The sequence below is a fragment of the Microbispora sp. CA-102843 genome, assembly GCF_050936215.1.
Taxonomy (GTDB): Bacteria; Actinomycetota; Actinomycetes; order Streptosporangiales; family Streptosporangiaceae; genus Microbispora.
In genome coordinates this window covers 4486027-4512506 of the sequence record NZ_JBNJNF010000001.1, presented here as the reverse complement: position 1 = coordinate 4512506, position 26480 = coordinate 4486027, and the positions used below count along the sequence as shown (strand labels likewise).

At 72.9% G+C, this 26480-nt stretch carries 25 protein-coding genes; 9 read left to right on the top strand and 16 right to left on the bottom strand.

Annotated elements, in window-relative coordinates; all coding sequences use genetic code 11:
- Positions 1–40: 40 nt before the first annotated feature.
- The 3 genes from ACQEVJ_RS20830 to ACQEVJ_RS20820 are packed head-to-tail and all read left to right on the top strand — an operon-like array spanning position 41 to position 2983.
- The gene (locus tag ACQEVJ_RS20830) at positions 41–880 is read left to right on the top strand and encodes an enoyl-CoA hydratase (RefSeq protein ID WP_433103431.1); all 840 of its coding nucleotides are present in this window, start codon (positions 41–43) and stop codon (positions 878–880) included.
- Positions 870–2000, top strand: coding sequence for an acyl-CoA dehydrogenase family protein (locus ACQEVJ_RS20825; protein ID WP_433103429.1), 1131 nt, complete (start codon positions 870–872; stop codon positions 1998–2000). The genes ACQEVJ_RS20830 and ACQEVJ_RS20825 overlap by 11 nt, the downstream gene beginning before the upstream one ends.
- On the top strand, positions 1997–2983 hold the full coding sequence (locus tag ACQEVJ_RS20820; RefSeq protein ID WP_433103427.1) for an acyl-CoA dehydrogenase family protein: 987 nt from the start codon (positions 1997–1999) through the stop codon (positions 2981–2983). Before ACQEVJ_RS20825 ends, ACQEVJ_RS20820 begins: the two co-directional genes overlap by 4 nt.
- Here the strand turns inward: ACQEVJ_RS20820 and ACQEVJ_RS20815 are convergent.
- From ACQEVJ_RS20815 to ACQEVJ_RS20790, 6 genes are all read right to left on the bottom strand, one after another.
- Positions 2969–3790: an MBL fold metallo-hydrolase gene (locus ACQEVJ_RS20815; RefSeq protein ID WP_433103425.1), complete on the bottom strand. Its 822-nt coding sequence runs from the start codon at positions 3788–3790 to the stop codon at positions 2969–2971. The two genes, ACQEVJ_RS20820 and ACQEVJ_RS20815, sit on opposite strands and share 15 nt — an antisense overlap.
- The gene (locus ACQEVJ_RS20810; protein WP_433103423.1) at positions 3787–4374 is read right to left on the bottom strand and encodes a TetR/AcrR family transcriptional regulator; all 588 of its coding nucleotides are present in this window, start codon (positions 4372–4374) and stop codon (positions 3787–3789) included. Before ACQEVJ_RS20810 ends, ACQEVJ_RS20815 begins: the two co-directional genes overlap by 4 nt.
- A gap of 51 nt (positions 4375–4425) precedes the next feature.
- Complete coding sequence (locus tag ACQEVJ_RS20805; protein WP_433112860.1) at positions 4426–5421, bottom strand: NAD(P)H-dependent flavin oxidoreductase; 996 nt, start codon at positions 5419–5421, stop codon at positions 4426–4428.
- 68 nt (positions 5422–5489) lie between these two features.
- The gene (locus ACQEVJ_RS20800) at positions 5490–6242 is read right to left on the bottom strand and encodes a CoA-transferase subunit beta (RefSeq protein ID WP_433103421.1); all 753 of its coding nucleotides are present in this window, start codon (positions 6240–6242) and stop codon (positions 5490–5492) included.
- Positions 6239–7087, bottom strand: coding sequence for a CoA transferase subunit A (locus ACQEVJ_RS20795; RefSeq protein ID WP_433103419.1), 849 nt, complete (start codon positions 7085–7087; stop codon positions 6239–6241). The genes ACQEVJ_RS20800 and ACQEVJ_RS20795 overlap by 4 nt, the downstream gene beginning before the upstream one ends.
- Positions 7087–7836, bottom strand: coding sequence for an enoyl-CoA hydratase family protein (locus ACQEVJ_RS20790; RefSeq protein WP_433103417.1), 750 nt, complete (start codon positions 7834–7836; stop codon positions 7087–7089). The genes ACQEVJ_RS20795 and ACQEVJ_RS20790 overlap by 1 nt, the downstream gene beginning before the upstream one ends.
- A gap of 119 nt (positions 7837–7955) precedes the next feature.
- Between ACQEVJ_RS20790 and ACQEVJ_RS20785 the strand changes: the two genes are divergently transcribed.
- Positions 7956–8858 carry an SDR family oxidoreductase gene (locus tag ACQEVJ_RS20785; protein WP_433103415.1) on the top strand — a complete coding sequence of 301 codons (903 nt, stop codon included), beginning with the start codon at positions 7956–7958 and terminating at the stop codon, positions 8856–8858.
- On the opposite strand, the gene ACQEVJ_RS20780 is transcribed toward ACQEVJ_RS20785, so the two are convergent.
- Entirely contained in the window at positions 8846–9823 is a 978-nt protein-coding gene (locus ACQEVJ_RS20780) for an ArsR/SmtB family transcription factor (protein ID WP_433103413.1), read from the bottom strand. The genes ACQEVJ_RS20785 and ACQEVJ_RS20780 overlap by 13 nt on opposite strands.
- A gap of 63 nt (positions 9824–9886) precedes the next feature.
- Here ACQEVJ_RS20780 and ACQEVJ_RS20775 point away from each other — a divergent pair, with 63 nt between their 5' ends.
- On the top strand, positions 9887–10867 hold the full coding sequence (locus ACQEVJ_RS20775; RefSeq protein ID WP_433103411.1) for an aldo/keto reductase: 981 nt from the start codon (positions 9887–9889) through the stop codon (positions 10865–10867).
- A gap of 471 nt (positions 10868–11338) precedes the next feature.
- The gene (locus tag ACQEVJ_RS20770) at positions 11339–13168 is read left to right on the top strand and encodes a DUF222 domain-containing protein (RefSeq protein ID WP_433103409.1); all 1830 of its coding nucleotides are present in this window, start codon (positions 11339–11341) and stop codon (positions 13166–13168) included.
- Between the two features lie 66 nt (positions 13169–13234).
- On the opposite strand, the gene ACQEVJ_RS20765 is transcribed toward ACQEVJ_RS20770, so the two are convergent.
- On the bottom strand, positions 13235–14659 hold the full coding sequence (locus ACQEVJ_RS20765) for a phospholipid carrier-dependent glycosyltransferase (RefSeq protein ID WP_433103407.1): 1425 nt from the start codon (positions 14657–14659) through the stop codon (positions 13235–13237).
- A gap of 154 nt (positions 14660–14813) precedes the next feature.
- Here ACQEVJ_RS20765 and ACQEVJ_RS20760 point away from each other — a divergent pair, with 154 nt between their 5' ends.
- Both ACQEVJ_RS20760 and ACQEVJ_RS20755 read left to right on the top strand, forming a co-directional pair.
- A complete protein-coding gene (locus ACQEVJ_RS20760; RefSeq protein WP_433103405.1) occupies positions 14814–15470 on the top strand; it encodes a response regulator transcription factor in 657 nt (218 codons plus the stop codon).
- Complete coding sequence (locus ACQEVJ_RS20755; protein WP_433103403.1) at positions 15467–16621, top strand: sensor histidine kinase; 1155 nt, start codon at positions 15467–15469, stop codon at positions 16619–16621. The genes ACQEVJ_RS20760 and ACQEVJ_RS20755 overlap by 4 nt, the downstream gene beginning before the upstream one ends.
- Here the strand turns inward: ACQEVJ_RS20755 and ACQEVJ_RS20750 are convergent.
- Positions 16606–17907: a condensation domain-containing protein gene (locus ACQEVJ_RS20750; protein ID WP_433103401.1), complete on the bottom strand. Its 1302-nt coding sequence runs from the start codon at positions 17905–17907 to the stop codon at positions 16606–16608. The genes ACQEVJ_RS20755 and ACQEVJ_RS20750 overlap by 16 nt on opposite strands.
- A gap of 427 nt (positions 17908–18334) precedes the next feature.
- Positions 18335–19915, bottom strand: a complete 1581-nt coding sequence (locus tag ACQEVJ_RS20745; protein ID WP_433103399.1) for a FadD3 family acyl-CoA ligase — start codon at positions 19913–19915, stop codon at positions 18335–18337.
- A 141-nt stretch (positions 19916–20056) separates the two neighbouring features.
- Between ACQEVJ_RS20745 and ACQEVJ_RS20740 the strand changes: the two genes are divergently transcribed.
- Entirely contained in the window at positions 20057–20824 is a 768-nt protein-coding gene (locus ACQEVJ_RS20740) for an SDR family oxidoreductase (RefSeq protein WP_433103397.1), read from the top strand.
- Here the strand turns inward: ACQEVJ_RS20740 and ACQEVJ_RS20735 are convergent.
- From ACQEVJ_RS20735 to ACQEVJ_RS20710, 6 genes are read right to left on the bottom strand one after another with little or no spacing between them, the layout of a single operon-like run.
- Positions 20803–21636, bottom strand: coding sequence for a MaoC/PaaZ C-terminal domain-containing protein (locus tag ACQEVJ_RS20735; protein ID WP_433103395.1), 834 nt, complete (start codon positions 21634–21636; stop codon positions 20803–20805). The two genes, ACQEVJ_RS20740 and ACQEVJ_RS20735, sit on opposite strands and share 22 nt — an antisense overlap.
- The gene (locus ACQEVJ_RS20730; protein WP_433103393.1) at positions 21633–22832 is read right to left on the bottom strand and encodes a lipid-transfer protein; all 1200 of its coding nucleotides are present in this window, start codon (positions 22830–22832) and stop codon (positions 21633–21635) included. The genes ACQEVJ_RS20735 and ACQEVJ_RS20730 overlap by 4 nt, the downstream gene beginning before the upstream one ends.
- On the bottom strand, positions 22829–23254 hold the full coding sequence (locus tag ACQEVJ_RS20725) for a MaoC family dehydratase (RefSeq protein WP_433103391.1): 426 nt from the start codon (positions 23252–23254) through the stop codon (positions 22829–22831). Before ACQEVJ_RS20725 ends, ACQEVJ_RS20730 begins: the two co-directional genes overlap by 4 nt.
- The gene (locus ACQEVJ_RS20720; RefSeq protein ID WP_433103389.1) at positions 23251–24366 is read right to left on the bottom strand and encodes an acyl-CoA dehydrogenase family protein; all 1116 of its coding nucleotides are present in this window, start codon (positions 24364–24366) and stop codon (positions 23251–23253) included. Before ACQEVJ_RS20720 ends, ACQEVJ_RS20725 begins: the two co-directional genes overlap by 4 nt.
- On the bottom strand, positions 24366–25319 hold the full coding sequence (locus tag ACQEVJ_RS20715) for an FAS1-like dehydratase domain-containing protein (protein WP_433103387.1): 954 nt from the start codon (positions 25317–25319) through the stop codon (positions 24366–24368). The genes ACQEVJ_RS20720 and ACQEVJ_RS20715 overlap by 1 nt, the downstream gene beginning before the upstream one ends.
- Positions 25319–26479 carry an acyl-CoA dehydrogenase family protein gene (locus ACQEVJ_RS20710; protein ID WP_433103385.1) on the bottom strand — a complete coding sequence of 387 codons (1161 nt, stop codon included), beginning with the start codon at positions 26477–26479 and terminating at the stop codon, positions 25319–25321. Before ACQEVJ_RS20710 ends, ACQEVJ_RS20715 begins: the two co-directional genes overlap by 1 nt.
- Position 26480 lies beyond the last annotated feature (1 nt).

The window sequence follows — 26480 nt, the reverse complement described above, 5'->3', positions numbered from 1 at the left end:
TACTCTATCAAATAGTTGTTAGAAAGAATGCGAGGGTCGCATGACAGTGGTGCGTTACGAGCGCCGCGGGCCCGTGGCGGTGGTCACCATGAACCGCCCGGAGTACCGCAACGCGCAGAACTCGGCGATGACGTACGCCCTGGACGAGGCCTTCTACCGGGCGGTGGCCGACGACGAGGTCAAGGTGATCGTGCTGGCCGGCGAAGGCAAGCACTTCTCGGCCGGGCACGACATCGGCACGCCCGGCAGGGACGCCCACGTCTCGTTCGAGCGCAAGGCGGGCCTGTGGTGGGACCACGTCGGCAAGGAGGGCGCCGAGAGCCGCTTCGCCCGGGAGTCGGAGGTCTACCTGGGCATGTGCCGGCGGTGGCGGGAGATCCCCAAGCCGACGATCGCCATGGTGCAGGGCGCGTGCATCGCGGGCGGGCTCATGCTCGCCTGGGTCTGCGACCTGATCGTCGCCTCCGACGACGCGTTCTTCGCCGACCCCGTCGTACGCATGGGCATCCCCGGCGTGGAGTACTTCGCCCACCCCTGGGCCATGCCGCCCAGGATCGCCAAGGAGTTCCTGTTCACCGGCGACCGCATGCCGGCCCGGCGCGCGTACGAGGTGGGGATGGTCAACCGGGTCGTGCCGCGCGACGACCTGGAGACGGAGACGTTCGCGCTGGCCGAGAAGATCGCCGCGATGCCGCGGATGGGTCTCGCGCTGACCAAGAAGGCGGTCAACCAGGCCGAGGACCTGCAGGGCATGCACGCCGGGATGGACTCGGTCTTCGGCCTGCACCACCTCGCCCACGCCCACAACGCCGAGACCTCGGCCGACTCCCTGGCCGGGATGGACCCCAAGAGCATGAAGGCGGCAGCCGATGGATCTTGACCTCTCGCCGGTGGAGCCGTTCCGCGCCGAGGTTCGGGCCTGGCTCCGCGAGCACGTCCCCGCCGCTCCCCTGCCGTCCCTGGAGATCGAGGAGGGCTTCGCCGCCCACCGCGCCTGGGAGCGCGAGCTGCACGGGGCCCGCCTGTCCGTGGTGTCGTGGCCCGAGGAGTACGGCGGACGGAACGCCTCCCCACTGGAGTGGCTGGTCTTCGAGGAGGAGTACTACGCGGCCGGGGCGCCGGGGCGGGTCAGCCAGAACGGCATCAACCTGCTCGCGCCCACCCTGTTCCAGCACGGCACGCCCGAGCAGCTCGCCCGCGTCCTGCCGTCGATGGCCTCCGGTGAGGTGATCTGGGCCCAGGCGTGGTCGGAGCCGGGCGCGGGCAGCGACCTGGCGTCCCTGCGCGCGACCGCGACCAGGACCGACGGCGGCTGGCTGCTCAACGGCCAGAAGACGTGGAGCTCGCGGGCCGCCTTCGCCGACTGGGGCTTCGGGCCGTTCCGCTCCGACCCGGAGGCCGAGCGGCACCGGGGGCTGACCTACCTCATGTTCCCCCTCGACGCCCAGGGGATCACCCGCAGGCCCATCGGCCGCATCGACGGCAAGCCCGCCTTCGCCGAGCTGTTCTTCGACGACGTGTTCGTCCCCGACCGCGACGTGATCGGCGAGCCGGGCGCCGGGTGGAAGGTCGCGATGAGCACCACGGGCAACGAGCGCGGGCTCACGCTGCGCAGCCCCGGCCGGTTCCTGGCCGCCGCCGACCGCCTCGTGGAGCTGTGGCGCGAGCACGGCGACCCCACCGACACCGCGATGCGCGACCGGGTGGCCGACGCGTGGATCAAGGCGCGCGCCTACCGGCTCAAGGGCTTCGAGACGATCTCCCGTACGGAGGACGCGGGCGCCGAGTCCAGCGTCAACAAGATCTTCTGGTCGGAGCTGGACGTGGCACTGCACGAGACGGCCCTCGACCTGCTCGGCCCGGACGGCGAGCTGGCGGGCGAGTGGCTGGAGGGCTACGTCTTCTCCCTGGCCGGCCCGATCTACGCCGGGACCAACGAGATCCAGCGCAATGTGATCGCCGAGCGCGTGCTCGGCCTGCCGAAGGCGGGAAGCCGATGAGATTCGTCCTCGACGCCGAGCAACGGCTGTTCGGCGAGACCCTCGACAAGCTGCTCACCGAGGCGGCCGTGCCCGGCGTGGTCCGCGACTGGGCGGCCGGACGGCGCGAGCGCGGCCTCGCGCTGTGGCGCACGCTGGCCGAGGCCGGGGTGCTCGCGATCGCCGTGCCCGAGTCCGCCGGAGGGGCCGGGCCGCTGCCGGTCGAGCTGGTGACCGCGTTCCACGAGCTCGGCAGGCACGGCGTGCCCGGGCCGTACGCCGAGACGGTGGCCGCCGCCGTGCTGCTCGACCGGCTGGGCGACGAGGCCCTGGCGAGCCGGTGGCTGCCGCCGATCGCCGAGGGCACGGCCGTGGTCACGCTCGCGCTGCCTCCGGCCGTGCCGTACGCGCTGGACGCGGATGCCGCCGATGTGGCGCTGCTGGTGGACGGTGAGCGGCTGTGCGCCGCCGTCCCCGGCGAGGCCCGGGCGTCCCTCGACCCCGCCCGGCGGCTGTTCCCCGTCGCGCCGGGCGAGGTCCTGGCCGAGGGACCGCACGTGGCGGCGGCCGCCGCCGAGGCGTACGACATGGGCGTGCTCGCGTGCGCGGCGCAGCTCGTGGGCACCGGACGCCGCCTGCTGGAGGTGTCGGTGGACTACTCCCGCACGCGGCGGCAGTTCGGCCGGCCGATCGGCGAGTTCCAGGCGGTCAAGCACCACCTGGCCGACGCCCTGGTCGGGCTGGAGTACGCCCGCCCGCTGGTCCACGGCGCCGCCCTGTCGTACGGCACTCCGGATTTCGCCCGTGACGTGTCGGCGGCCAAGGCCGCGGCGTCGGAGGCGGCGTACGCCGCGGCGAAGATCGCGCTGCAGGTGCACGGCGCGATCGGCTACACCGACGAGTACGACCCCAGCCTGCTGATCCGCAGGGCCCGCGCCCTGCACGCGGCATGGGGCTCGCCCTCGGACCACCGGGCGCGGGTGATCGCCTCACTCGCCGGCTGACGCGGCCCCGTACCGTTCCAGCTCCCACGGGTCGTGGGCGGAGAAGACCTCCACCTCGCCCGCGTGGTCGCGGACGAGCGCGCGCAGCCGGTCGCGGTTGCGCAGCCGCAGCTCGGCGTCGACCTGCGCGCCGGTCTGCACGATGTCGAGCAGCGGGTGCGGTTCCGGCTCCCTCGCCCGCAGCTCGCCGTGGTAGAAGTACGCGTCGCCCGCGTGCAGCAGCCACCGGCCGCCGTCGCGCACGGCCACCGCCGCGTGCCCGGCGCTGTGCCCGCCGAGCGGCACCAGCAGGAACTCCGGCGGCAGCCCGTGCGGCTGCCGCACCCCGCCGAAGCCCAACCACTCCTCGCCCGCACCGGGCTCGTACGTCGTCCAGCGCGGCCGGTGGGCCCAGTGCGCAGGCCGGTAGCGCCTGCTGGGGGCCTCGGCCACGGCGGCGGCCAGTTCCTCCTCCAGGACGTGCACCCGGGCGTCCGGGAAGTCCGGCAGGCCGCCGGAGTGGTCGACGTCGAGGTGGGTCAGCAGGATGTGCCGCACGTCGGCGGGCGCGTGGCCGAGCCGCTCGACCTGGCGCACGGCGGTCTCGGCCGGGTCGAGCACCGGCTCGACCATCTCCGTCCAGTCCGCGGCGAGCGAACCCGCCGGGTCCCCTACGTCGCCGAGCCCGAGCCCGGTCTCCACGAGCACCAGGCCGTCGCGGTCGGTCTCGACGAGCAGGCAGTGGGCCACCGTGTGCGCCGGCCGTGGACCCTCATAGGTGGGCTCGATCTTCCGCATCGAGCCGCAGTTGAGGTGGTGGACCTTCATGCCGAGCCCTCCTGCCGGGCGGCGCCGGCGACCAGGCCGCCGATCCGTCGCGTGACCGAGTGGATGACGCCCGTGTCGCGGCGGACCCGGGCGAGCAGGAGTGCTCCCTGCAGCGAGGACAGCACCAGGTCGGCAAGTGCCTCGGCCTCGTCCACACCATGCCCGTGCAGATAGTCGGCCAGGCCGCGCAGCCAGGAGGCGTACGCCGCGTCGCAGGCCGCCCGGATGGGCTCGCTGTCGCCCGCGGCCTCAAGCGCGACCGTGGCCACCGGGCAGCCCTCCTGGAACCCCGACTCCTCCAGAGACTGGGCGAGCAGCTCGCCGATCCGGGCGACGGCCTCGGCGGGACCGCAGGCGGCGGCCACGGCGGCGGCGATCCGCTCGCCGAGCTCGCCGCCCGCGACCGCCACCGCCTCGGCGGCCAGCTGCTCCTTGCCCTCGGGGAAGTGGAAGTACAGCGAGCCTTTGGGCGCGCGGCTCTCCGCCAGCACCTGGTTGAGACCGGTGGCGTTGTAGCCCTGCCGCTGGAAGAGCCCGGCGGCCGTGCGCAGGACCCGCTCGCGCGTGTCGTTCCTTCGCGTCATGCCGATCACACTAGACCGACCGGTCTAGAGGATGCAACTAGACCGGTCTACCTACTTTTCGGCGAGGTTCGAACCGAGGCCGCGCAGGACGGCGGCGGCCTGGGTGACGATCGAGTCGATCAGCTCCTCGCATGAGGGCAGGTCGTCGATGAGCGCGACGACCTGGCCGGACGCCATCACGCCGAGGTCCGGGCGGCCGTCCACCATGGCCGCCTTGAGCAGCATCGGGGTGTTGGCCGCCATCAGCACCTGCGACCAGCTCAGCTCCTTGCCGTGCTTCATGGCCAGGCCGTCGCGGATCATGGCGGGCCACGACATGCCGGAGATCTTCTTGAAGCGCGCGGCGTTGCGCACCGCCCTGACCAGGCCGGACGCCTTCCCCGACCGCTCCAGCCCGTCCACCAGTTCGGTGCGCAGCACCCGGTGCGGCATGCCGTCCACCTGGCGGGTGACGACGGTCTCCGACATGCCGAGATAGGTCCGCTTCACCGCCTCGGGGACCGAGCTGTCGCCGGTCAGCAGGAACCGCGTGCCCATCGCCACGCCCGCCGCGCCGTACGCCAGCGCGGCAGCCAGGCCGCGCCCGTCGAAGAAGCCGCCGGCGGCGATCACCGGGATGTCGACGGCGTCCACGACCTGGGGCAGCAGCAGCGTCGTGGCGACCGCGCCGGTGTGGCCGCCGCCCTCGCCGCCCTGTACGAGCACGGCGTCGGCGCCCCAGGCGGCGACCTTCTCCGCGTGCCGCCGGGCGCCGACGGACGGGATCACCACGATCCCGGCGTCCTTCAGCTTCTCGATCAGCTCCCGGCGCGGGGCCAGCGCGAACGAGGCCACCTTCACCCGGTTCTTGATCAGAAGGTCGACCCGCTCCCCCGCGTCGCCGGCGTCGGCGCGCAGGTTCACCCCGAACGGCGCGTCCGTGCGCGAGCGGACCTCCTCGATGGCGGCGGCGAGCTGGCCGGCGGTCATCGTGGCCGAGGCGAGGATGCCGAGGCCGCCCGCGTTCGCCACCGCCGACACCAGCCGGGGACCGGCCACCCAGCCCATGCCGGTCTGCACCACCGGGTGGCGGACGCCGGTCAGCCGCGTGAGCGGGGTGTCCAGCGTCGGCCCGATCACGCCTTCACCTCCCGGTCACGCGAAAACTTCGGGTCCAGCACCTCGCGGATGAGGCGCAACTCCTCGTCGGTGGGCTGACGGGTCTCCGGCACCTCGCCGTCGATCGTCAGGTCGAACCCGGTGGCGGCCCGCACCTGCTCGACGTCCACGCCCGGGTGCGTCGAGACCAGCCGCATCGAGCCGTCGGGACCGCCGAAGTCGAACACGGCGAGGTCGGTCACCACCCGGCGCAGGTCGTGGAAGCGGGCGGCCCGCGGGCCCAGCGCGGCGGCGCGGTCGTGGCCGACACCGCTGACCACGTCCACCTCCGGCACGAAGACCCGGGTGGACTGCTTGGGGATCCAGTAGCTGGTCGGGTTGCAGATCGTGTTGCCGGGGGCCCCGCGCACGCCGAGGAGCTGCGACTTCGGCCGCGCCCAGTCGCCGATGGCGGAGATGTTCGAGTTGCCCCATCTGTCGATCTGCGAGGCGCCCATCATCACGTGCCTGCGCCCGTTCTGCACCAGCCACAGGTGCTCACGGAACGGCAGCCACCCCTCGACCGCCCCGGCGGGCGCGCCGAACGGCACCGCCTCGGCGGTCAGCAACGCGCCGCCGTCCGTGGTCAGCAGGCCGGGCTCGAACGTGAGCCGGGCCAGCCGGGCGCCCAGGATCGAGCAGGTGCCCATCGCCGCCGCCAGGATCTCGCCGTCGCCGCGCCATGCCTCCGCGCAGGCCACGACGCAGATCTCCGCCCGGGTCGCGCTCATCGCCCCTCCTCACGCCACTGCTGCACGACTTCCTGGTAGGCCGCCTCGTCGCCGGACAGGAACCGGTCCGCGAACGCCGCCCACGCCTCCGGGTCGGCCGCCGAGGCGGCGTAGTGCCGCTGGAACATCTCGTCCCGGCCCTGCCCCGAATCCGTGAAGTGGCCGCCGGCCGGGGTCTCCACGACTCCGGCGACGTGCATGCGGCTGACCAGCAGCGTCTGCGGCGGTCCGCCCAGCTCGCCCGGCTCGACCATCCGGTCGCAGGACACGAAGCACCGCCCGGCCGCCTTGGCGAACAGGTCGTCCATGTACGGATCGGGGCCGAGGTAGCGGCCGTTGCCCCGGGTGTCGGCCACGTCCATGTGCACGAGCGCCACGTCCATCGTGAGCGCGGGCACCGCGACGAGTTCCTCCCCGTCGTCGTACGGCGAGCGGACCGTGCGCAGGCCGGGGTTCATCCGCATGACGTCCGAGCCGAGCCCGGCCCGCGTCGGCAGGAACGGCAGCCGGTGCGCCGCCGCGAGCAGGCCGAACATGAACATGCCCTCGTCATACTCGGTGAACTCGACCGCCCCGCGCTGCCGGGCCGCCCGGAAGTGCGGTTCGAGGGCGATCGAGTCGAGCGTCACGAACGGCGCGACGACCCGGCGCACCTTGCCCGCCGCGCAGAGCAGGCCCACGTCCGGCCCGCCGTACGACACGATCGTCAGGTCCGTCAGCGCGGACCGGTAGATGGCCCGCACCAGCGCCATCGGCTTGCGCCGGGAACCCCAGCCGCCGATGCCGATCGTCATGCCGCTCTCCAGGGAGCCGACGATCTCCTCGATCGAGGTGACGACGCCCATCACCGGCCTCCTTCCGCGACGAAGGCGTCCCGGTGCCGGTCGCCTGCGCCCATGAGGTTGAGCTCGAACGTGAAGCCCTGCTCGAACCGGTAGCTGCGCTTGACGTCGACCGGGTCGATGCCGTTGAGCGACTCCTTGGCCCGCCGGATGACGTACGGGTCCTTGGCGGCGATCTGCGCCGCCACCTCCAGCGCCGTGTCACGCAACTGCTCACGCGGCACGACCTCCAGCACCGAGCCGAAGGCGTGCAACTCGGCGGCGGTGACGTTGCGGCACGTGTAGACCATTGCGCGCATCAGGTGCTGGGGCACCAGCCGGGCGAGGTGGGTGGCCGCGCCGAGCGCGCCCCGCTCCACCTCCGGCAGGCCGAAGTAGGCGTCGTCGGAGGCCACCACGACGTCGGCGTTGCCGGCCAGCCCCACCCCGCCGCCCAGGCAGAAGCCGTGCACGGCCGCGACCACGGGGACCTCGCACTCGTAGACCGCCGCGAACGCCGCGTAGCAGCCGCGGTTGGCGCCCACCAGCGCGTCGAACCCGCTGGTCGCCTGCATCTCCTTGATGTCCACGCCGGCGTTGAACCCGCGACCCTCGGCCCGCAGCACCACGACGCGGGTCGCCGGGTCGCGCCCGGCCTCCCGTACGGCGTCGGCGAGCTCGAACCATCCGCGTACGGTCAGCGCGTTGACCGGTGGGGCGTCCATCACGACTTCGGCGACGCCCTCGCCGTGACGGCTGGTCGAGATTCCCATACGTCACCTTTCCATCTAACATTTGTTAGAAATTAAGCTAGCAGAGTGGGTCGCTCCGGGCGACGCCCGCTGTCCGAGTGAAGCTGTCCGATTGAGCTGTCCGATTGAAGGGGACCGAGATGATCTGCAGGGACCGAGTCGTGATCGTGACCGGCGCGGGGCGCGGCCTCGGCCGGGCGCACGCGCTGGAGTTCGCCCGCCAGGGCGCGAAGGTCGTGGTGAACGACCTCGGGGTAAGCCTGTCCGGCGAGGGCGGATCGGAAGGTCCCGCCCAGGAGGTGGCCGAGGAGATCCGCGCGCTGGGCGGCGAGGCGGTGGCCGACCGGTCCGACATCGCCACCGACGAGGGCGCGCGGCGGCTGGTGGCGACCGCGATCGAGCGCTTCGGCCGCCTCGACGTGCTGGTCAACAACGCCGGGTTCCTCCGCGACCGCATGCTGGTCAACCTGTCGGAGGAGGAGTGGGACGCGGTGATCCGCGTGCACCTGAAGGGCCACTTCCTGCCGCTCAAGCATGCCGGGCTGCACTGGCGCGCCGAGTCGAAGGCCGGCCGCCCGGTGGACGCGCGGGTGGTGAACACCTCGTCGGGCGCCGGCCTGCTCGGCAGCGTGGGACAGGGCAACTACTCGGCGGCCAAGGCCGGCATCGTGGGCCTGACCCTGGTCGCGGCGGCCGAGCTCGGCCGCTACGGCGTGACCGTCAACGCCATCGCCCCGGCCGCCCGTACGCGGATGACCGAGCAGGTCTTCGCGGAGACGATGGCCGCCCCCGGGGAGGGCGGGTTCGACGCGATGGCCCCGGAGAACGTCTCCCCGCTGGTGGTCTGGCTCGGCTCGGCCGAGTCGAAGGATGTCACCGGCCGGGTCTTCGAGGTCGAGGGCGGCCGGATCTGCGTCATGGAGGGCTTCCGGCACGGCCCGGTCGCCGACAGGGGTGCCCGCTGGGACCCCGCCGAGATCGGGCCGGAGGTGGCGAAGCTGCTCGCCCGCGCCGCCGCGCCCGAGCCGGTCTACGGCGCCTGACTCTCCCCGGCGAGCTGTTCGCCGAGGCCGGTGCGCCGGTAGCGCAACCGGCGGCCCTCCCGCTCGCCGGTCACCAGCCCGGCGTCCCGCAGCGTGGTCAGGTGGTGGGAGGCGGTCGCCGGGGCCAGCCGGAGGGCGGCGGCGACCTCCCCCGTGCTGGACGGCTCGGCCAGCAGAGCGAGCACGCCCGCGCGGGTCGGGCCGAGCAGGGCGGCCAGCGCCGCCGGCGGCTCGGCCGGCACGGGCCGGTCCCACAACCGGCCGTGGCCGCGCGGCGCGTACCACAGCGCACGCCCCGACGGGGTGTCGGCCAGCGTGTACACGTGCGTGCCGGTGAACCCGGTCGGCAGCAGCGTGAGCGGGTGCCCGTCCAGGCCGAACTCGCCGTCCTTGGCGTACGCCAGCCGCAGCGCCTCGCCGTCCCAGTCGAGGCGCGGGTGCAGGTCCGTCAGCAGCGCCCGCGGCCCTCGCTCGGCGGCGAGCAGCCCCCGGCGGGTCAGCTCGCCCTCCGCGAGCGCGCGCAGCCGCGGCCAGCTCGGCGCGATCAGCGACGAGAAGTAGCGCCGGATCTCCCGCACCGTCACGGCCAGCGCGCCCGCCGGGTCGGTCGAGAAGCGCTCGACCTCCGGCGGCGCACCGTACCCGGCCCAGGCCCGGTCCACCTCGGACGCGACCTGGTCGAGCGGGGTGGCGGCCACCACCCGCAGCTCCTGCTCCAGGGTCGGGCGGGTGGTGGACGGCGCCGGGGTGAGGAAGTCCGGCACATAACCGGTGGGGCCCGGGACCAGCGGGCGGAGTGTGGTCAGGATCCGCAGCAGCGGCTCGGCCCGGGCCCGCCAGGACACGGGGACCAGGCGCGCCGAGCGGGAGCGCAGCGCGAGGCAACTGGCCACGACCTCCGCCATCGGGCTGTGCGCGAACCTGAGCCGCAGCAGGTCGGCGGGGGCGAACTCGATCCGGATCACCCGTCCATTCGAGCACGCTCGAACGGTTAACGGAGACCGTCCCCCGGTTCCTACGGTCGGCGCATGGAATACACCCGTTTGGGGCGGACCGGTCTCCTCGTCAGCCGGATCTGCCTCGGCACGATGAACTTCGGCTGGCAGATCGGCGAGGCCGAGAGCCACGCGATCCTCGACCGGGCGCACGAGGAGGGCGTCAACTTCGTCGACACCGCGAACATGTACGGCCGGGAGACCGGCGACGGGCTGAGCGAGCGGTTCATCGGCCGCTGGTTCGACAAGGCCGGTCACCGGGACAGGATCGTGCTGGCCACGAAGGTGTACGCCCCGATGACCGACTGGCCGAACGACGGCGGGCTGTCGGCCCGCAACATCATCGCGGCCTGCGAGGCGTCGCTGCGCCGCCTGCGGACCGACTGGATCGACCTCTACCAGATGCACCACGTGCAGCGGGACACGCCCTGGGAGGAGATCTGGCAGGCCATGGAGACGCTGGTCGTCCAGGGCAAGGTGCGGTACGCCGGGTCGTCCAACTTCGCCGGCTGGCACCTCGCCCGCGCACAGGCGGCGGCCGACCGGAGGAACTTCCTCGGCCTGGTCTCCGAGCAGTGCAAGTACAACCTGCTCACCCGGCACGTCGAGCTGGAGGTGCTGCCCGCCGCGATCGAGCTGGGGATCGGGATCCTGCCCTACTCGCCGCTGCACTTCGGCGCGCTGTCCGGGGCGCTGCGCAAGCGGCGCGAGGGCGCGGCAGGCCGCAGCGTCCTGCACGCCCCCGAGCGGGTCGAGCCGCACCGGGCGGCGATCGAGGGCTACGAGAAGCTGTGCGCCGAGATCGGCGAGGAGCCCACCACGGTCGCGCTCGCCTGGCTGCTGTCGCGGCCCGGGGTGACCGCCCCGGTCATCGGGCCGCGCTCCCCCGGGCAGCTCGACCTGCCGCTGACCGCGCTGCGCACCGAGCTGTCCGCCGAGACCCTGGCCCGGCTGGACGAGCTGTTCCCGCCCATCGGCAACGGCGGCCCCGGCCCCGAGGCCTGGGCGTGGTGATTCCGGGTCCGGCGTTTCTGCCGTAGGGCTTTTCGCTACGCCTGTAGCTCCAACAAATCGCGCTGTGCGGTTGCTTCAGGCGAGACGGTCAAGAGACAATTCATACAGAGTTTCGAATTGATCGATAGGGGTGCGACGAATCTGTTTGACCTACATTCTGAACACCATCGTCGTTCGAATAACGCTGACAGTGACTGGTGGGACCGGTTCACCGCCGGTTCACCATTGCGGTCACCCGAAGCCTCGCTAGCCCGCGACGAATACTCCGTTGGTCACTTTCCGATCGTTGAGCCCGAGATGCGGGGTTCCGAGGGCCCGAGCAATGGTTCAGGCAATGGCGGTGCACCAAATGCGCAGAACGGCGAGGCCACTGATGGCTGTGCCGCGAGTGCCGGGTCTGGGGGTGCCGGTCGGGGTCGCTCGTCGTGGGTGCTGGTGGCGTCGTTGCGGGAGTCGGCGCAGGCGTTGGCTGTGGCGCCGCTTCCTGACGATGCGGACGTCTGCCTTGCCGAGGCCGAGGACCTGATGTTCGCCCGGGATCGGATCACCTCCGCGTTGGCGGATCGCGTCGGGCGGGTGCATCGGGCGGGGCAGGCCAGGCAGCACGGGCATGCCTCCACCCGCAGCTGGTTGCGTACCGCCGGGGGGATGAGCGTGCCCGGTGCGGGTCGCCTGCTGACCTTGGCGGTGGAACTGGGCCGCCTGCCCCGGGTGCGGGAGAAGTTCGCCGCCGGGCAGTTGGCTGCGGGGGTGGTGGAGGCGATCTGTACCGCCACCGCGCAGTTGACCGACGAGCAGGCCGGGCTGGCTGAGCCGATTTTGCTGGAACTGGCGGACAAGGCAGACCCGGCGGAGGTGGCCAAGGCCGGCCGCTACCTCCGCGGGGTGCTGAACCCCGATGGTGAAGAGCGTGATGAGCAGGCCGACTACGGGCGGCGTTTCCTGCGGGTCCGCCCCACCGGGGGCGGCGGGCTGGAAGGGGAGTTCTACCTGCCCCGTGAGGCCGCCGCCCGGCTGCGGACCCTGTTGGACGCCTACGCCAAACCGAAGGCTGAGGGGGATGACCGGCCGCTGCGAGTGCGCAACGCCGATGCGTTCATCGCGTTCCTGGAGCAGAAGATCGCCACCGAACTCCTGGTCCTGGTCAACGCCGAATCCCTCCCCACCGACCCCGTCACCGACCACCCCGACGACGCGAACGGCACCAACGACACCGGCCCCAGCGACGCCGACAACACCAGCGCCCCCGGCGAGATGGGCGCCACTGGCGACGCCTCGGCCGACACCGAGGTAGATGCCGGTTCAGATGCAGCCGCGGACGCTGCCGAGAGCGCCGACCGTGCCAGCACCGGCCCCCGCGCCGAGGAGCCTCGCGACCCCGAATCCGGTGAGCGCAGGGCCTGTGAGCGCGCATCCTGCAAGCGCGGGACTCGTGAGCAGCAGGCCGGTGGGCACGGACCGCGCGGCACCGCAAGCACCGCCTCTGCCACGGGCGACCACACCGCGCCCGCAGAGGACGAGGACTGCGACCGTGCCGCAGGCCAAACGGGAGCAACGCCCGCCGGGCGCGCGTCAGCATGGCCTACGCGCGGCGGCAGCGGGCATTCGCACGCAGCGCATCCGCGCACAGAGCAGCCGCGCACAGAGCAGTCGCGCACAGAGCAACCGGATCCTCCTCCCGAGGGCCCACCTGGACATCACGCCCACGCCGGGCATCAGCCTGCGGGGGACTGCCGGCATGGGCAGGGCGGGTGTGAGTGCCACAGCCATGAGCACCGGGGGCACGACGAAGGCGGATGCGGGTGCGGCGGTAGAGCGCGGTGCTCGTGCGGAGCGCCGGGGACACCGGGAACAGCGACAGGGACGATGCCAGGAGCGCTGCCCGGGACGGCGCCGGGGTTGTTGCTGGCGACCGGGCAGATGCTGCCCCTCACCAGCGTGCACCGGCTGGCCCGCACCTCCACCCTGGTGCGCCTGGTGATGGACGCCGACGGGCAGGTGCTCGACATGGGCCGCAAGGTCCGCCTGGCCACCCCCGCCCAACGACGGGCCATCTTCGCCCGCTACGCCACCTGCTGGATCGACGGCTGCCCCCTGCCCGCCACCATGTGCCAGATCGACCACGCCGACAACTGGAGCACCGGCGGCCTGACCGACCTCAAACTGCTCGGACCCGCCTGCCAGTTCCACAACCGCGACCGCTACCGCCACCCCGACCGCTACACCCGCCACAAAACCGGCACCGACCGCTGGGCCTTCACCTACCAGCGCCTCGCAGGAGCCCGGCGAGTGCGGGATTAGCGGGCCACGGATGGTATGCGCTCGCCCTGGCTGGGATGGCGGGACACTGAGGCGGCCGGGCGACGGTCAGACGGCCGCTCGGCGGAGGCGGCGCAGGCCGGTCGCGGCCAGATCCCGTGTGCCCAGCGCCGCCGCCACGCAGGCGACCGGTACGGCGGGCAGCACGTAGCGGTGGTCGAAGTCGAGCGCGGCGATCGGGCCGAGGAACAGGAAGGCGGCCGCCGCCCACGGCAGCAGCGCGGCACGCCGCCGGCCGATCGCCCCGATCCCGCCGAGCAGCAGGGCCACGCCGAACAGCGGGCCGTGCAGCAGGCCCGGGTAGCGATACGCGCCGAGGAACGACGCGTACGGCTCGACCGACGACATCCCGCGGATGGCGGGGTCGTACTCGCCGCGTACGGTCTCGATGAGCGGGAAGGAGGGAAGCGGCCAGGAGCCGACGGGGAACGACAGCGCCGGAGACACGCGCGCCGGGTGCCGCACAGGGGTGACCGCGAAGGCGAGCGAGGCGTCGTGCGCCACCTCGCGCAGGTAGTCGAGCGGCTGCGCCGCGATGGCGCGCAGCGCGAACGAACGGGCCAGGTCGTTGTGGGAGAAGCGGTCGCCGGGCAGCAGGTTGAGCGAGGCGCCGGGCGCCCACACGTACTCGGACGCGGCGTCCACGACGGTGCCGTTCGGGCACAGCTTCGCCTCGTCGGCGGGCGGCCGGATGACCGAGCAGTCGGCGAACGTCATCGTCCGCGCCCACAACGCCACCCCGTCGGAGCCGCTGAGCGCGAAACGCCCGTGGTGGGCCTGATACCAGCCCGCGTAGGCCGTCAGCGGCAGCACCCCGGCGAGGGCGAGCGCGGCCACCTGGCGCACCATCTCACGCACCCCCGCCCGCCGCACGACCAGATACAGCAGGACCAGGCCGAGCAGCGGCACGGCGGCGGTCCGGGTGAGCCCGGCCAGCGCGAGCAGCGCCCCCGCGGCGGCGGCCGCCCGTACGGACGGTTTCGCCCGCCACATGACGACGGTCAGGGCGGCGACGACGAGGAAGATCAGCTGGGTGTCGGAGAGCACGGCGTGCTCGAGCCGGACGAAGGCCGGGTCGAACAGCACGGGCAGCGTCGCCAGGGTGGCGCCCCACGCGGGCAGCCGGTGGCGGCGCAGCAGCGCGTAGATCATCACGGCGATGCCCAGGCCCATGGCGTGCTGCACGCCGGCCACCAGCTCCACGCTGTGGAACGGCCACAGCAGCCGCAGGAAGAAGGAGTATCCGGCGGGGTGGAACGCCCCGCCCGGCTTCAGGTGGACGGCCGTGTCGAGATAGGTGAACGAGTCATACCAGTAGAGCTGCGCGGTGTCGTACGCGAGCATGACGAGCACGCGCAGGGCCGCCGCCGCGGCGAGCACGGCGGCGAACAGGCCGTGTCCCCTGGTCAGCACCCGTTTCGCTCGGGCGGTCCCGCGCGGCGCCGTCTGCAGGGCGGGTGTCGAGGTGAGCATGGACGATCCCCCGGTCCGAGGCCGGGGCGGCTCCCCGGCGACGCCCGGACACTCCAGCGAAAGATCGATAAACTCACCGTCACCTGATTCGGTTACGTCCTGGTTATGCCGCTCATGGCAATCTGAGGCGCTTCGACGGGTGAAGGGGGAATCGATGCGGGTGCTGGTCGCCGAGGACGAGCGGATGCTCGCCGACTCGATCGCCGAGGGCCTGCGGGGGGAGGCGCTCGCGGTGGACGTCGCCTACGACGGCGACGGGGCGCTGGAGCGGGTGCGCGTCCACGACTACGACGTGCTGATCCTCGACCGGGACCTGCCGGGGACGCACGGCGACGACGTGTGCCGGGCGCTGGTGGCCGAGGCCGCGCAGGTCCGCGTGCTCATGCTGACGGCCGCGGGCGACGTGCGCTCACGCGTGGAGGGGCTGTCGCTGGGCGCTGACGACTACCTGCCCAAGCCGTTCGCGTTCGAGGAACTGGTGGCGCGGGTGCACGCGCTGGGCCGCCGGGTGCGGCCCGCCGACCCGCCGATCCTGGAGCGAGCGGGCATCCGGCTCGACTGGGCGCACCGGCAGGCCTTCCGCGACGGGCGATACGTACCGCTCGCCCGCAAGGAGTTCGGCGTGCTCGCCGAGCTGCTGCGCGCGGGCGGCGCGGTGGTCTCCAGCGAGACGCTGCTGGAGAAGGTGTGGGACGAGCACATCGACCCGTTCACCAACACGGTCCGCACGACGATGATGAAGCTGCGCCGCAAGATCGGCGATCCGCCGGTCATCGAGACGGTCACGGGAGCGGGGTATCGCATTCCATGACGAAGAGCCTGCGGCTGCGGTTCGCGCTCGCCTGCGGCGGGGTGTTCGTCCTCGCCGGTGCCGTCCTGGTCGGGGTCGTCGCCTTCGTCGTACGGCAGAGCCTGGAGCCGCGCGACGGGCTGCGGCAGCCCCAGTGGATCCGCGTCGTCGGCGGCGTCTACTCGCCCTGGGACCACGAGTACTACGTGGCCCAGCAGCGGGTCGCGCAGGTCAGGCGCGTTTACCAGGCCGACGTGATCAAGAACGTGCTCGTCGTGGGCGGGATCGCCCTCGTCCCCGGGGGCGGGCTCGCGGCACTGCTCGGCTGGCGGGCGGCCGGCTGGACGCTGCGGCCGATGCGGTCGGTCACGGCGAGCGCGCGGCGGATCGCGCAGAGCCACGATCTGACCGAGCGCATCGCGCACGAAGGCCCGGACGACGAGGTCAAGGAGCTGTCCGACATCGTGGACACCGTACTCGGCCGCCTCGCCAGGTCCTTCGACGGCCAGCGGCGCTTCGTCGCCAACGCCTCGCATGAGCTGCGCACGCCGCTCACCATCAACCGCACGCTTGTGGACGTCGCGGTCCGCCGCCCGGACGCGAGTGAGGACGTCAAACGGCTCGGCGAGTCGCTGCTGCTGGTCAACGCCCGGCACGAACGCCTGATCGACGGCCTGCTCGCCCTGGCCGAGGGCGAGCAGAAGGTCCTCGACCGGCGGCCCTTCGACCTGACCGATGTGGCCGAGCACGTGCTCGACACCGCGGCCGAGGAGGCGAAGGCGGCTGAGGTGACCGTGCACCGGCTGCTCGACCCCGCGCCGACGGCGGGCGAGCCGGTGCTGGTGGAGCGGCTGGTGCAGAACCTCGTGGAGAACGCGATCCGGCACAACCACCCCGGCGGCCAGGTATGGGTGTCCACTCGCCGCAGAGCCGACCGAGTGGAACTCGTCGTGGCCAACACCGGCCTGCCCGTGCCGCCGTACGAAATTGAGACGATCTTCGAGCCGTTCCGGCGGCTGCACGGCGACCGGCTGCGCTCCGAGCGCGGCAGCGGCCTCGGGCTGTCGATCGTGCGCGCCGTCGCCGAGGCCCACGACGGCGTGGTCACCGCCACCCCGCGTGAGGAGGGCGGCCTGACCCTCGCCGTCGAGCTGCCTTACGAAAGCCGCTGAGCCGCGCCGACCACGAAGGACTCCAGCCGGTGCAGCAGGGCGGCCATCTCGCCCTGGGGCAGGCGGGTGGTGTCGGCGTTCAACTCCACGCCGAGGGTGCCCTTCCAGCGCATCAGGGCCACGCAGAAGTCGCAGCTGCGCTGGTCCGTGCCGGGGAGCCACTCCAGCTCGGGCTCCCCGTCCGCGTGGTCGGCGCCGCCCGGGTCTTCGCCGGGGCGCAGGTCGTTGAAGCAGCACGACGGAAACACGGAGACGCCCCGGTCGGCGCTCACCCGGTCGATCATCGCGTCGAAGGCCAGCGTGTCGAAGCGGGCGCGCCGGTAGGACGCGAGAACCGCCGGATAGGCGCTCACGAGGGTCTCGGCGAGGCCTCCGCACGGGCCCAGGGTGAGCAATCCCAGCTGGTTCAGGCTGGTGACCAGGTCCCGGGTTCGGTCGTCGAAGCGGTTGTGCACGATCGGGGTGATCGCGCACACTTCGTGCCCGGTCAGCTCACGCAGTTGCATGGCGACCGCCACCAGCAGGACCGTGGCGGTGCTGACCCCGGCACGGCGGGCGAGCACCTGTGCGGCGTGGTCGAGCCGGGGCGACGACAGCACGGCTCGCGCGTACCTCGGTGTCGCGCCCGCCCCGACCGCTCTCGGGAACATGGCGGACGGCACGGTCCGGAGCAGCGCCTCCCACTGCGCTATCGCCCGATCCGAACGGGCCGACGCCGCCTGCTCCTCCCGCACCAGGTCGAGCAACTGCGACGACGGCGGTCGCGCGATCGCTCCGCGGAGCAGCAGCATCCGCAGGTCGCGCGCCACGACGTCGGCCGCGCGCCAGTCCGCGACGACATGGTGGAACACGAGCGCCACGTGGGTGGTGGCGCCGTCGCAGACCACGAATCCGGCGCGCACCTGTTGCTCGCCGTCGCCGAAAGATCGCCCGGCCAGGCGGGCGACGAGTTCCGCCGCGGCGTCGTCCGCGGCGCCGCGGGCCGCCTCGACCAGCTCGATCGGCACGGTCCCGGCCGCCGCCACCTCCTGGTACGGTCCGGCCTCGCCGAGCCGTATCACGGATCGCAGGGCGTCGTGCCGGCCCATCACCTCCGCCAGGGCGGCCGCCACGACCCGGGGATGGCGCGGGCCGCCCGCGCGCGGGACGGCGAGCAGCCGGGGAACGTTGAAGTAGTGCGCGCTGTCCGGCCCCACGTCATGGATGGCCCCCCAGATGGCCCGCTGACCCCACGCGAGCTCCGCCCTACCGGAACGGTTGGCGGCGAAGTCCACCGAAAGCCCCATGACTCTCCTTCGACTGTCAGGCTCGTCTAGCTCCGGAACCTCCGGTCCGCGGCTCCCGTCTCGGACAGCCGCAGACCTGGGTCGCCTCCCCCCGGCGCCCTGACACGCGCGAACGCATCCGCCACCGCGCACAGCGGGGTCTGTGAAACATGGTGCGGGCAGCCGTGGGAACGCTCCCACGAAAGGGTAGGTTTCGCCTCTGGACCGGTCAATAACTTCCTGCGCCATTCGCCCCGGCCCGATGGGACCCGACGGGGATGGCAGGCATTCCCGCACGTGACGGACGCCGTCACGAGCGCTCCATCCTGGCGTCTGACAACCTGAAGACCTCTTCGTCCGATGCCGGCCGCGTCCGGTCCGGCCTTATCGGGAGTTTGCGGCCGGGCCGGTATATGGAAGCGCTCCCACGGCGTTCTCACGGGCCGCCTTACGAGGGCGGCTGTGCGGCGAGAGCGGCCTTGTCGATCTTGCCGGTGGCGTTGCGCGGCAGGCCGTCCAGGAGGACGACCTCGCGGGGCACCTTGAAGTTGGCCAGCCGTTCCCGGCAGTAGGCCGTCAGTGCCTCCGGGGTGACCGCCGCGCCGGGGCGGGGCACGACGTAGGCCCGGCCGACCTCGCCCATGCGGGCGTCCGGCACGCCGATCACCACGGTCTCGGCGACGCCCTCATGGGCGGCCAGCACCTGCTCGATCTCGGCCGGGTAGACGTTGAAGCCGCCGACCACGAACATGTCCTTCGACCGGCCGGTGATGGCGAGGTAGCCCCGCTCGTCGAGCCGGCCGCGGTCGCCGGTCACCAGCCAGCCGCCCGCGATCGCCGCCGCGGTCGCCGCGTCGTCGTCCAGGTAGCCGACCATCACGTTGTGCCCGCGCACCAGGATCTCGCCGTCCTGTCCCACCGGCACCGGCGCGCCGTCCGGGCCGGTCACCTTCACCTCCACGCCCTCGATCGGACGGCCGGAGGTGGTGGCGACGGTCACGTCGTCGTCCTCCAGCGAGCACGCCGTGACCGTGCCGCACGATTCGGTCAGCCCGTACGCCGTGACGACCTGGGGGAACAGCTCGGCCCGCAGACGGCGTACGAGCGCCACCGGGACGACCGAGGCGCCGGTGACCGCGAGCCGCAGCGACGACAGGTCGTAGCGGGAGCGGCCGGGCGCGTCGAGCATGGAGACGTAGATGGTCGGCGGGCCGGGCAGCACGGTGATCTTCTCGTCCTCGATCAGCCGCATCGTCTCGTCCGCCTCGAACACCGGCTGGAGCACCATCGTGGCGGCCCTGAGCAGGCAGGCGAACACCCCGGCCTTGTAGCCGAAGGTGTGGAACATCGGGTTGACGATGAGGTAGCGGTCGCCGTGGCGCAGGCCGGTCCGCGCGCTCCACGCGAGGTAGGTGCGGACGTTCTGCCGGTGGGTGCACATCGCGCCCTTGGACTTGCCGGTGGTGCCGGAGGTGAACAGGATGTCGGCCACGTCGTCGGGGCGCACCGCCGACGCACGTTCCCGGGCCGCCTCGTCCGGCACCGCCGCACCGGCGGCGAGGAAGTCCGCCCAGGTCGTGGCGTCCGGCCTGGCGTCCTCGTCGTGGGTGACGACGGTGGTGAGCGCGGGCAGGCCCGCGACGCCGGAGGCGGTCACCCCGAGCATGGCGAGGTAGCCGTTGCCGAGGAAGCCGTCCTCCGTGAACAGCACGCGGGCGCGGCTGCGGGCCAGCAGCCAGCGGGCCTCCTCGCCCTTGTAGCGGGTGTTGATCGGCACCACGACGGCGCCGGCGCTCAGCGCGCCGAGGGCGGTCACGATCCACCGCGTGCTGTTGGGAGCCCAGATCGCCACCCGCTCCCCCGGCTCCACGCCGAGCGCGAGGAAGCCGCGGCCCGCCTCGCGCACACGGGCGTGCAGCTCCGCGTAGGTCAGGCGGGACGCGCCGTCCACCACCGCCTCCGTGCCCGGGAACTCCCGGGCCGCCTGCTCCAGCACTCCCGGAATCGTCAGCGCCTCGTTCTCGGTCATGACCGTCATGGTGGGCCGTCCCTGCCCGGCCCGTCAGGCGTGGTCCCGCTGGCCGGTACCTCTCCCCCACCGGCGGGCGACCGGCCGTACCCTCCCCTGCGTCATATGGAAACTGGGTCATTGTGAGACGCGGAGGACACGGTGAACGTGACGATGGATTTCGGCGGCCGGGCGGTGCTGGTCACCGGGGGGACCAAGGGCATCGGCTTCGTGATCGCCGAGACGTTCCTCGCCGCGGGCGCCGACGTGGTGGTGTGCGGGCGGAACGAGCCGGACAAGCTGCCCTCGGCGGACGGCCGGACCGCACGGTTCGTGGCCGCCGACATCCGCGACCCCGCTGAGGCGGCCCGGTTGGTGGAGCAGACCGTGGATCACCTGGGCCGGCTGGACGTACTGGTCAACAATGCCGGAGGATCGCCGAACGCCGACGCGGCGACGGTCTCCCCGCGGTTCGTCGAGCGGATCGTGGACCTCAACCTGCTCGCGCCGTTCTACGTGGCCCAGCCGGCCAACCTCGTCATGCGCGAGCAGGACGGCGGCGGGTCGATCGTCAACATCGGCAGCGTCTCCGGCGTGGACCCGCAGCCGGGCACCGCGGCGTACTCCGCTGCCAAGGCCGGGCTGCTCATGCTCACCAAGGCGCTGGCGCTGGAATGGTCGCCGAAGGTGCGGGTCAACCACATCACCACCGGCCTCATCAGGACCGAGGCCGCCGCCTCCCTGTACGGCGAGGACGGCGGCGCGGCGCTGTCGGAGATCATCCCGATGCGCAGGATGGCGGTGCCGCAGGACGTGGCGAACGCCTGTCTCTTCCTGGCGAGCGACCTCGCCTCCTACCTCACCGGGGCGGACGTCCCGGTGCACGGCGGAGGCGAGGTCCCGGCGCGCTACCTGGTGACCGGGGACTGACAGCCCCGGAAGACGGCACGCCCGCCCGTGAGCACGGGCGTGCCGTTCACCGCGGCTTCGAACACGACCGCGTCGTCCGTCTCCCACGTACGCAGGTCGAGGCGGTCGCCGGGGAAGACCGGGGCGGCGAACCTGCCCGCCAGCTCGGCCAGATCGGCCGGGTGCGCGCCCACGGCATCGGCCACCGGCAGCGTCACCGCCGCCAGCGTGCCCAGGCCGTGCATGAACGGCCTCGGCATGCCGGCGGCCTTCGCCGCCTCCGGGTCGATGTGCATGTGGTGCCGGTCGCCGAGCAGGCGGTAGAGCGCGGCCTGGTTGGGCGAGGTGTCCAGCCGCAGCTGACGCGCGGGCGGCGTCTCGGGCCGCTTCGGCGCCGACGGCCCGCGCTCGCCGCCGAACCCGCCGCGGCCCGGCGCGAACAGCGACCAGGTGGCGAGGAAGAACGCGCTGTCCACCTCGACCTCGAAGACCGCGGCGCCGCCCTTGTCCCAGACCCGGGCGACGCGGGCCTTCATGGTCAGCTCACCCGCGGGCGGCAGCGGCTTGCGGACCACCAGCCGCTGGGAGCCGTGGACGGCCGTCCGGATGTCGAACGCGCCCAGCGAACCGAGCGCGTCCGGCGCCCACTGGGCCTTGGTCAGCGCGAACGTCGGCAGCACCCGCAGCCGCTCCTCGAAGACGAGGTCGAGGTCGGTGGCCGGGGCGCCGACGGCGAGCGCGTAGAGGATCGCCTCCCGCTCGTCGTAGGCGACCGTGCGCTCGCCGAGGTCGCGGCCGGCCCACTCGGCAGTGTTCATCTCGCTGGCGTTCACCGGTCCGCTCCGAGCATCAGGCCGCTGGTGGGCACCCCGGTGCCCGCCGTCACGATCACGTTGCGCACTCCTTCCGGCTGGTTGACGCTGGTGCCCCGCACCAGGCGGACGCCCTCGGCGATGCCGTTCATGCCGTGCAGGTACGCCTCGCCGAGCTGGCCGCCGTGGGTGTTGAACGGCAGCCGCCCGCCGAGCTCCAGGTTGCCCTCGGCGACGAAGTCCTTGGCCTCTCCGGGGGCGCAGAAGCCCAGCTCCTCCAGTTGCGGCAGCACCAGCGGCGTGAAGTGGTCGTACAGGATCGCCGCGTCCACATCTGCGGGGCCGAGGCCGCTCTGCGCGTACAGCTGCCGCCCGACCAGCCCCATCTCGGGGATGCCGCTGATGCGGGGGCGGTAGTAGCTCGTCATCATGTGCTGGTCGTCGCCCGAGCCCTGGGCCGCGCCCAGGATGACCGCGGGCGGGTGCGGCAGGTCGCGCGCCCGCTCGGCCGAGACCACGACCAGCGCCTGGCCGCCGTCGGTCTCCTGGCAACAGTCCAGCAGGTGCAGCGGCTCGGCGATCCACCGCGACGCCTGGTGGTCTTCCAGGGTGATGGGCCGCTGGTAGAACCAGGCGGCCGGGTTGTTCGCGGCGTGCCTGCGGTCCACCACGGCCACGCGGCCGAAGTCCTCGCTGGTCGCGCCGTACTCGTGCATGTAGCGTCTGGCGAACATGGCCACCCACTGGGCGGGCGTCGACAGGCCGAACGGGTTCAGCCACGCGTACGCCGCGCTGTCGGCTCCCGTCTCGACCGGCCGGTCCGCCTGGCCGAGGCCGTAGCGCACACCGGACCGCTCGTTGAACGCCCGGTAGCAGACCACCACGTCGGCCACGCCGGTCGCGACGGCCAGCGCCGCCTGCTGGACGGTGCCGCAGGCCGCGCCGCCGCCGTGCGGGATGCGGGAGAAGAAGGTGAGCTCGCCCATGCCCGTGTTGCGCGCGACGTGGATCTCGGCGTTGGTGTCGGCGGTGAACGTCACCATCCCGTCCACGTCGGACGGCTTCAGACCGGCGTCGGCGACGGCCGCGAGCACGGCCTCGCAGGCGAGCTGAAGCTCGCTGCGGCCGGAGTTCTTGGAGAACTCGGTGGCGCCGATGCCGGCGATGGCGGCGGCGCCCGAAAGAGAGCCCGAAAGAGAGCCGGAAAGGCCGCTCATCTCGCCTCCTTCGCGGGAAGCCGGACGGCGACGGTGCCGGTGACGTGGGCGCCCAGGCCGTTCTCGCCGCGTACGGCGATCTCGACCCGGTGGTCCTCGTCGTGCTTGGCGGTGACCGTGCCGGTCAGCGTCATCGTGTCGCCGGGGTAGTTGGGCACGCCGAGCCTGATCTTGATCGCCTTGACGACGGCGGCCGGGCCCGCCCATTCGGTGACGTACCGGTCGACCAGGCCGTTGGTGGTGAGGATGTTCATGAAGATGTCCTTCGACCCGCGCTCGACCGCGAGGCCGGGGTCGTGGTGGACGTCCTGGTAGTCGCGGCTGGCGAGCGCCGTCGCCACGATGAGCGTGCGGGTCAGCGGGATCGGCAGCGCGGGCAGCTCCTCCCCCACCGCCACCTCCTCGTAGGTACGCCCGTTCATCCGGGAATCCTCCCCGCCGCGATGACCGCGCCGAGCCGGGCGAGGTCGGCGCTCGGCCCGCCGAGCGTGCCGGAGATCTGCCTGGCCCACAGAAAGTGCCGGTGGACCGGGTAGTCGACGTCGACCCCGATGCCGCCGTGGACGTGCTGCGCCCGGTGCGCCACGGTCAGCCCGGCGTCCCCGGCCCACCATTTGGCGACGAGCACGGCCGCCGCGGCGTCCTCGCCTTCCTGCAGCGAGGTGACCGCCTGCCACAGGCACACGCGCATCGCGTCGACGTCGATGTAGCAGTCGGCGAGCTGGTGCTGCACGGCCTGGAAGGTGCCGAGCGGACGGCCGAACTGCTTGCGCTCGGAGAGGTAGGTCACGGCGTGCCGGATCGCGCCCTGGGCGACGCCGAGTTGCACGGCCGCCAGCGCGACCGCCGCGCGCTCGATCGTCCACGCGACCGCGCCGTCCCCCGGCGTGCCGACCGGCTGCGCCGGGGCGCCGTCCAGGGTGAGCGTGCCGGCGAGGTCGTGCGTCGTGGTCTCCGCGGTTTCCCAGGCCACGCCCTCGGCGTCGCGGGCGACCAGGAACAGTCCTGGCCCCTGTCCGGCGGTTGCCGAGACCAGCACGTGGGCCGCGCCGAACGGCGAGGGGACCACCGCCTTGACGCCGGTCAGCCGCCACCCGTCCGTGCCGGAGTCACCGTGGGCCGCGCAGCGTGGCTCGGCCGGGTCGGCCGGGCCGAACTCCTCCAGCGCCACGGTGAGCCGGGACGAGCCGTCCGCCGCTCCGGGGAGCAGGCTCTCGCGCTGCTCGCGGGTGCCGTGCGCGGCGACCGCGAGCGCGCCGACGGCCGCCGGCCACAACGGCACCGGGGCGACGTGGCGGCCCTGCTCCTCCAGCAGCACGCATAGTGCGCCCAGGCCGAGCCCGGCGCCGCCAGCCTCCTCCGGCAGCGCGATGCCGAGCAGGCCGGCCTTGCCCAGCTCCGCCCACAGCTCCTCGTCCAGGCGGCTCGGCGAGCCCTCCACCTCGCGTACGCGCTCGGTCGTGGCGCGGTCGGCGAATATCTCGTCGGCCAGCGCGCGGACCGCTTCGAGCTCTTCGTCCAGCGTGAAGTCCATCAGTCTCGGTCCTCCTGCGCGACCGGCCGGAACACGGGGAGCGACAGATCGGGGTCCGCGTCCAGCCACTCCAGAACCACCGGCATGTCGATCTCGACCTCCTCCGGTGCGACGCCGACCAGGTTGGTGATGAGCCGCGTGCCCTCGTCGAGCTCCACGACCGCGACGATCAGCGGGTACTCGAACGCCGGGTGGCGGGGGTGGTGGGCGACCACGAAGCTGTAGACCTGCCCGCGGCCCGACGCCTCGGCGGCGTCCCACTCGAACGAGCCGCAGTGCGGGCAGCACGGGCCGGGCGGGTGGCGCAGCGTCGCGCACCCGGCGCAGCGCTGGATCACCAGCCGGTGCTCACGCGCCGCCTCGAACCAGAACGCGTTGTCCCGGTTGACCGCGGGCCTGGGCCGCAGCGGCTTCGGCTCCCGCTTCTCGGTCGCCTGGTCCTTCGGCCTGAAGCGCAGCAGGCGCCAGCGCTGCACGGCGACGACCTCGCCGTCCTTGTCGGTGTAGGTGCGGACCGTGGTGACGAACCGTCCCACGCCCAGCGCGGTGCTCTTCTCCGGGGAGATCGACTCCACGACCTCCCGGACGCTCACGCGGTCGCCGACCGCCAGCTCCCGGTGGAACTCGAACTCCGAGTCGGTCGCCACCACCGAGGTGTAGCCGTCCTTCTCGAGCAGCGCGTTCAGCTCCTCGGCCCCCGGCCCTGCACCCGAGCCGGCCCCTGTGCCCGCGACGGTGGCGGCGTACCCGCGCATCGTCCACGCCTGCGTCATCGACGCGGGCGCGACGATCCCGGCACGGCCGGTCGCGCGGGCGGCGTCGTCGTCCAGGTACACGGGGTTGCGGTCGCCCATCGCCTCGGCCCAGTGCCGGATCATGGGCACGTTCACCGGGTCGGGCCCCTCCCGCGGCGGGACGATCTCCCGTCCGGCGAAGTCCTCGTAGGTGGTCATCAGCGACCAGCCCTGGGCAGGCCGAGGCCCTGGGTGGCGACCATGTCCCGCAGGACCTCGTTCACGCCGCCGCCGAAGGTGTTGACGATGCCCTGCCGCGACAGCTGCTCGATCTGCCCGGCGAGCACGGCGCCCGGCGACTCGGGGCGGACGCGCCCGCCCGCGCCGATGATCCCCGACAGCGTGCGCTGCACGTCGATGTGGGTCTCGGTGCCGTACACCTTGGCCGCCCCGGCGTCGGCGCCCGACAGCGCGTCACGCGCGACCGCGTCGGTCATCTTCCAGTTCATCAGCCGCATCGCCTCCAGCCGGGCGTACGCGCGGGCGAGGTCCCGCCGCACCCACGGCAGCTCCATCGCGCCGTTGTCCCGCGCCCAGGCGGCGACCTGCTCCCAGAGCTGGATCATCCGGCCGCCGAGCGCGGCCAGGCCGATCCGCTCGTGGTTGAGCTGGTGGGTGATGAGCCGCCAGCCGCCGTCCACCTCGCCGACGACCGCGTCGGCCGGCACCCGTACGCCGCTGTAGTACGTGGCCGTCACGACCATCCCGCCCACGGCCTGGATGGGGCTCCAGGAGAAGCCGGGCGCGTCCGTCGGCACGATGAGGATCGAGATGCCCTTGTGCTTGGGCGCGTCGGGGTCCGTACGGCAGGCCAGCCACACGTAGTCGGCCGTGTTGGCGCCGCTGGTGAAGATCTTGCTGCCGTCGATCACCCACTCGTCGCCGTCCCTGACCGCCCGGGTGGTGAGGGAGGCGAGGTCGGTGCCCGCGCCGGGCTCGGTGTAGCCGATCGCGAAGACCACGTCGCCGGACAGGATGCCGGGCAGGAACCGCTTCTTCTGCTCGGGCGACCCGTGGCTCATCAGCGTCGGGCCGACCGTGTTGACGGTGACGAACGGGAACGGCAGCCCGGCCCGCTGGACCTCGTCGAAGAACACGTACTGCTCCTCGACCGACCGGCCCTGCCCGCCGTACTCGACCGGCCAGCCGATGCCGAGCCAGCCATCCGCGCCGAGGCGCCGCACGACCTCGCGGAACCGGGGGCCGCCGACGCCCTCCTCGCCGACGCGGCGCCGCTCGTCCTCGGGCAGCAGGCCCGCGAAGTACTCCCTCAGCTCCCGGCGAAGCCGCCGCTGCTCCGGGCTTTCACGCAGATCCATG

Coding starts and splice junctions, on each gene's coding strand:
- ACQEVJ_RS20715 (WP_433103387.1), bottom strand. CDS start 25,319: ATGACCACCTACGAGGACTTCGCCGGACGGGAGATCGTCCCGCCGCGG.
- ACQEVJ_RS20830 (WP_433103431.1), top strand. CDS start 41: ATGACAGTGGTGCGTTACGAGCGCCGCGGGCCCGTGGCGGTGGTCACC.
- ACQEVJ_RS20730 (WP_433103393.1), bottom strand. CDS start 22,832: ATGAGCGGCCTTTCCGGCTCTCTTTCGGGCTCTCTTTCGGGCGCCGCC.
- ACQEVJ_RS20720 (WP_433103389.1), bottom strand. CDS start 24,366: ATGGACTTCACGCTGGACGAAGAGCTCGAAGCGGTCCGCGCGCTGGCC.
- ACQEVJ_RS20790 (WP_433103417.1), bottom strand. CDS start 7,836: ATGGGAATCTCGACCAGCCGTCACGGCGAGGGCGTCGCCGAAGTCGTG.
- ACQEVJ_RS20815 (WP_433103425.1), bottom strand. CDS start 3,790: ATGAAGGTCCACCACCTCAACTGCGGCTCGATGCGGAAGATCGAGCCC.
- ACQEVJ_RS20805 (WP_433112860.1), bottom strand. CDS start 5,421: ATGGGCTGGGTGGCCGGTCCCCGGCTGGTGTCGGCGGTGGCGAACGCG.
- ACQEVJ_RS20750 (WP_433103401.1), bottom strand. CDS start 17,907: ATGGGGCTTTCGGTGGACTTCGCCGCCAACCGTTCCGGTAGGGCGGAG.
- ACQEVJ_RS20785 (WP_433103415.1), top strand. CDS start 7,956: ATGATCTGCAGGGACCGAGTCGTGATCGTGACCGGCGCGGGGCGCGGC.
- ACQEVJ_RS20810 (WP_433103423.1), bottom strand. CDS start 4,374: ATGACGCGAAGGAACGACACGCGCGAGCGGGTCCTGCGCACGGCCGCC.
- ACQEVJ_RS20825 (WP_433103429.1), top strand. CDS start 870: ATGGATCTTGACCTCTCGCCGGTGGAGCCGTTCCGCGCCGAGGTTCGG.
- ACQEVJ_RS20755 (WP_433103403.1), top strand. CDS start 15,467: ATGACGAAGAGCCTGCGGCTGCGGTTCGCGCTCGCCTGCGGCGGGGTG.
- ACQEVJ_RS20795 (WP_433103419.1), bottom strand. CDS start 7,087: ATGGGCGTCGTCACCTCGATCGAGGAGATCGTCGGCTCCCTGGAGAGC.
- ACQEVJ_RS20820 (WP_433103427.1), top strand. CDS start 1,997: ATGAGATTCGTCCTCGACGCCGAGCAACGGCTGTTCGGCGAGACCCTC.
- ACQEVJ_RS20800 (WP_433103421.1), bottom strand. CDS start 6,242: ATGAGCGCGACCCGGGCGGAGATCTGCGTCGTGGCCTGCGCGGAGGCA.
- ACQEVJ_RS20765 (WP_433103407.1), bottom strand. CDS start 14,659: ATGCTCACCTCGACACCCGCCCTGCAGACGGCGCCGCGCGGGACCGCC.
- ACQEVJ_RS20710 (WP_433103385.1), bottom strand. CDS start 26,479: ATGGATCTGCGTGAAAGCCCGGAGCAGCGGCGGCTTCGCCGGGAGCTG.
- ACQEVJ_RS20760 (WP_433103405.1), top strand. CDS start 14,814: ATGCGGGTGCTGGTCGCCGAGGACGAGCGGATGCTCGCCGACTCGATC.
- ACQEVJ_RS20745 (WP_433103399.1), bottom strand. CDS start 19,915: ATGACCGAGAACGAGGCGCTGACGATTCCGGGAGTGCTGGAGCAGGCG.
- ACQEVJ_RS20725 (WP_433103391.1), bottom strand. CDS start 23,254: ATGAACGGGCGTACCTACGAGGAGGTGGCGGTGGGGGAGGAGCTGCCC.
- ACQEVJ_RS20775 (WP_433103411.1), top strand. CDS start 9,887: ATGGAATACACCCGTTTGGGGCGGACCGGTCTCCTCGTCAGCCGGATC.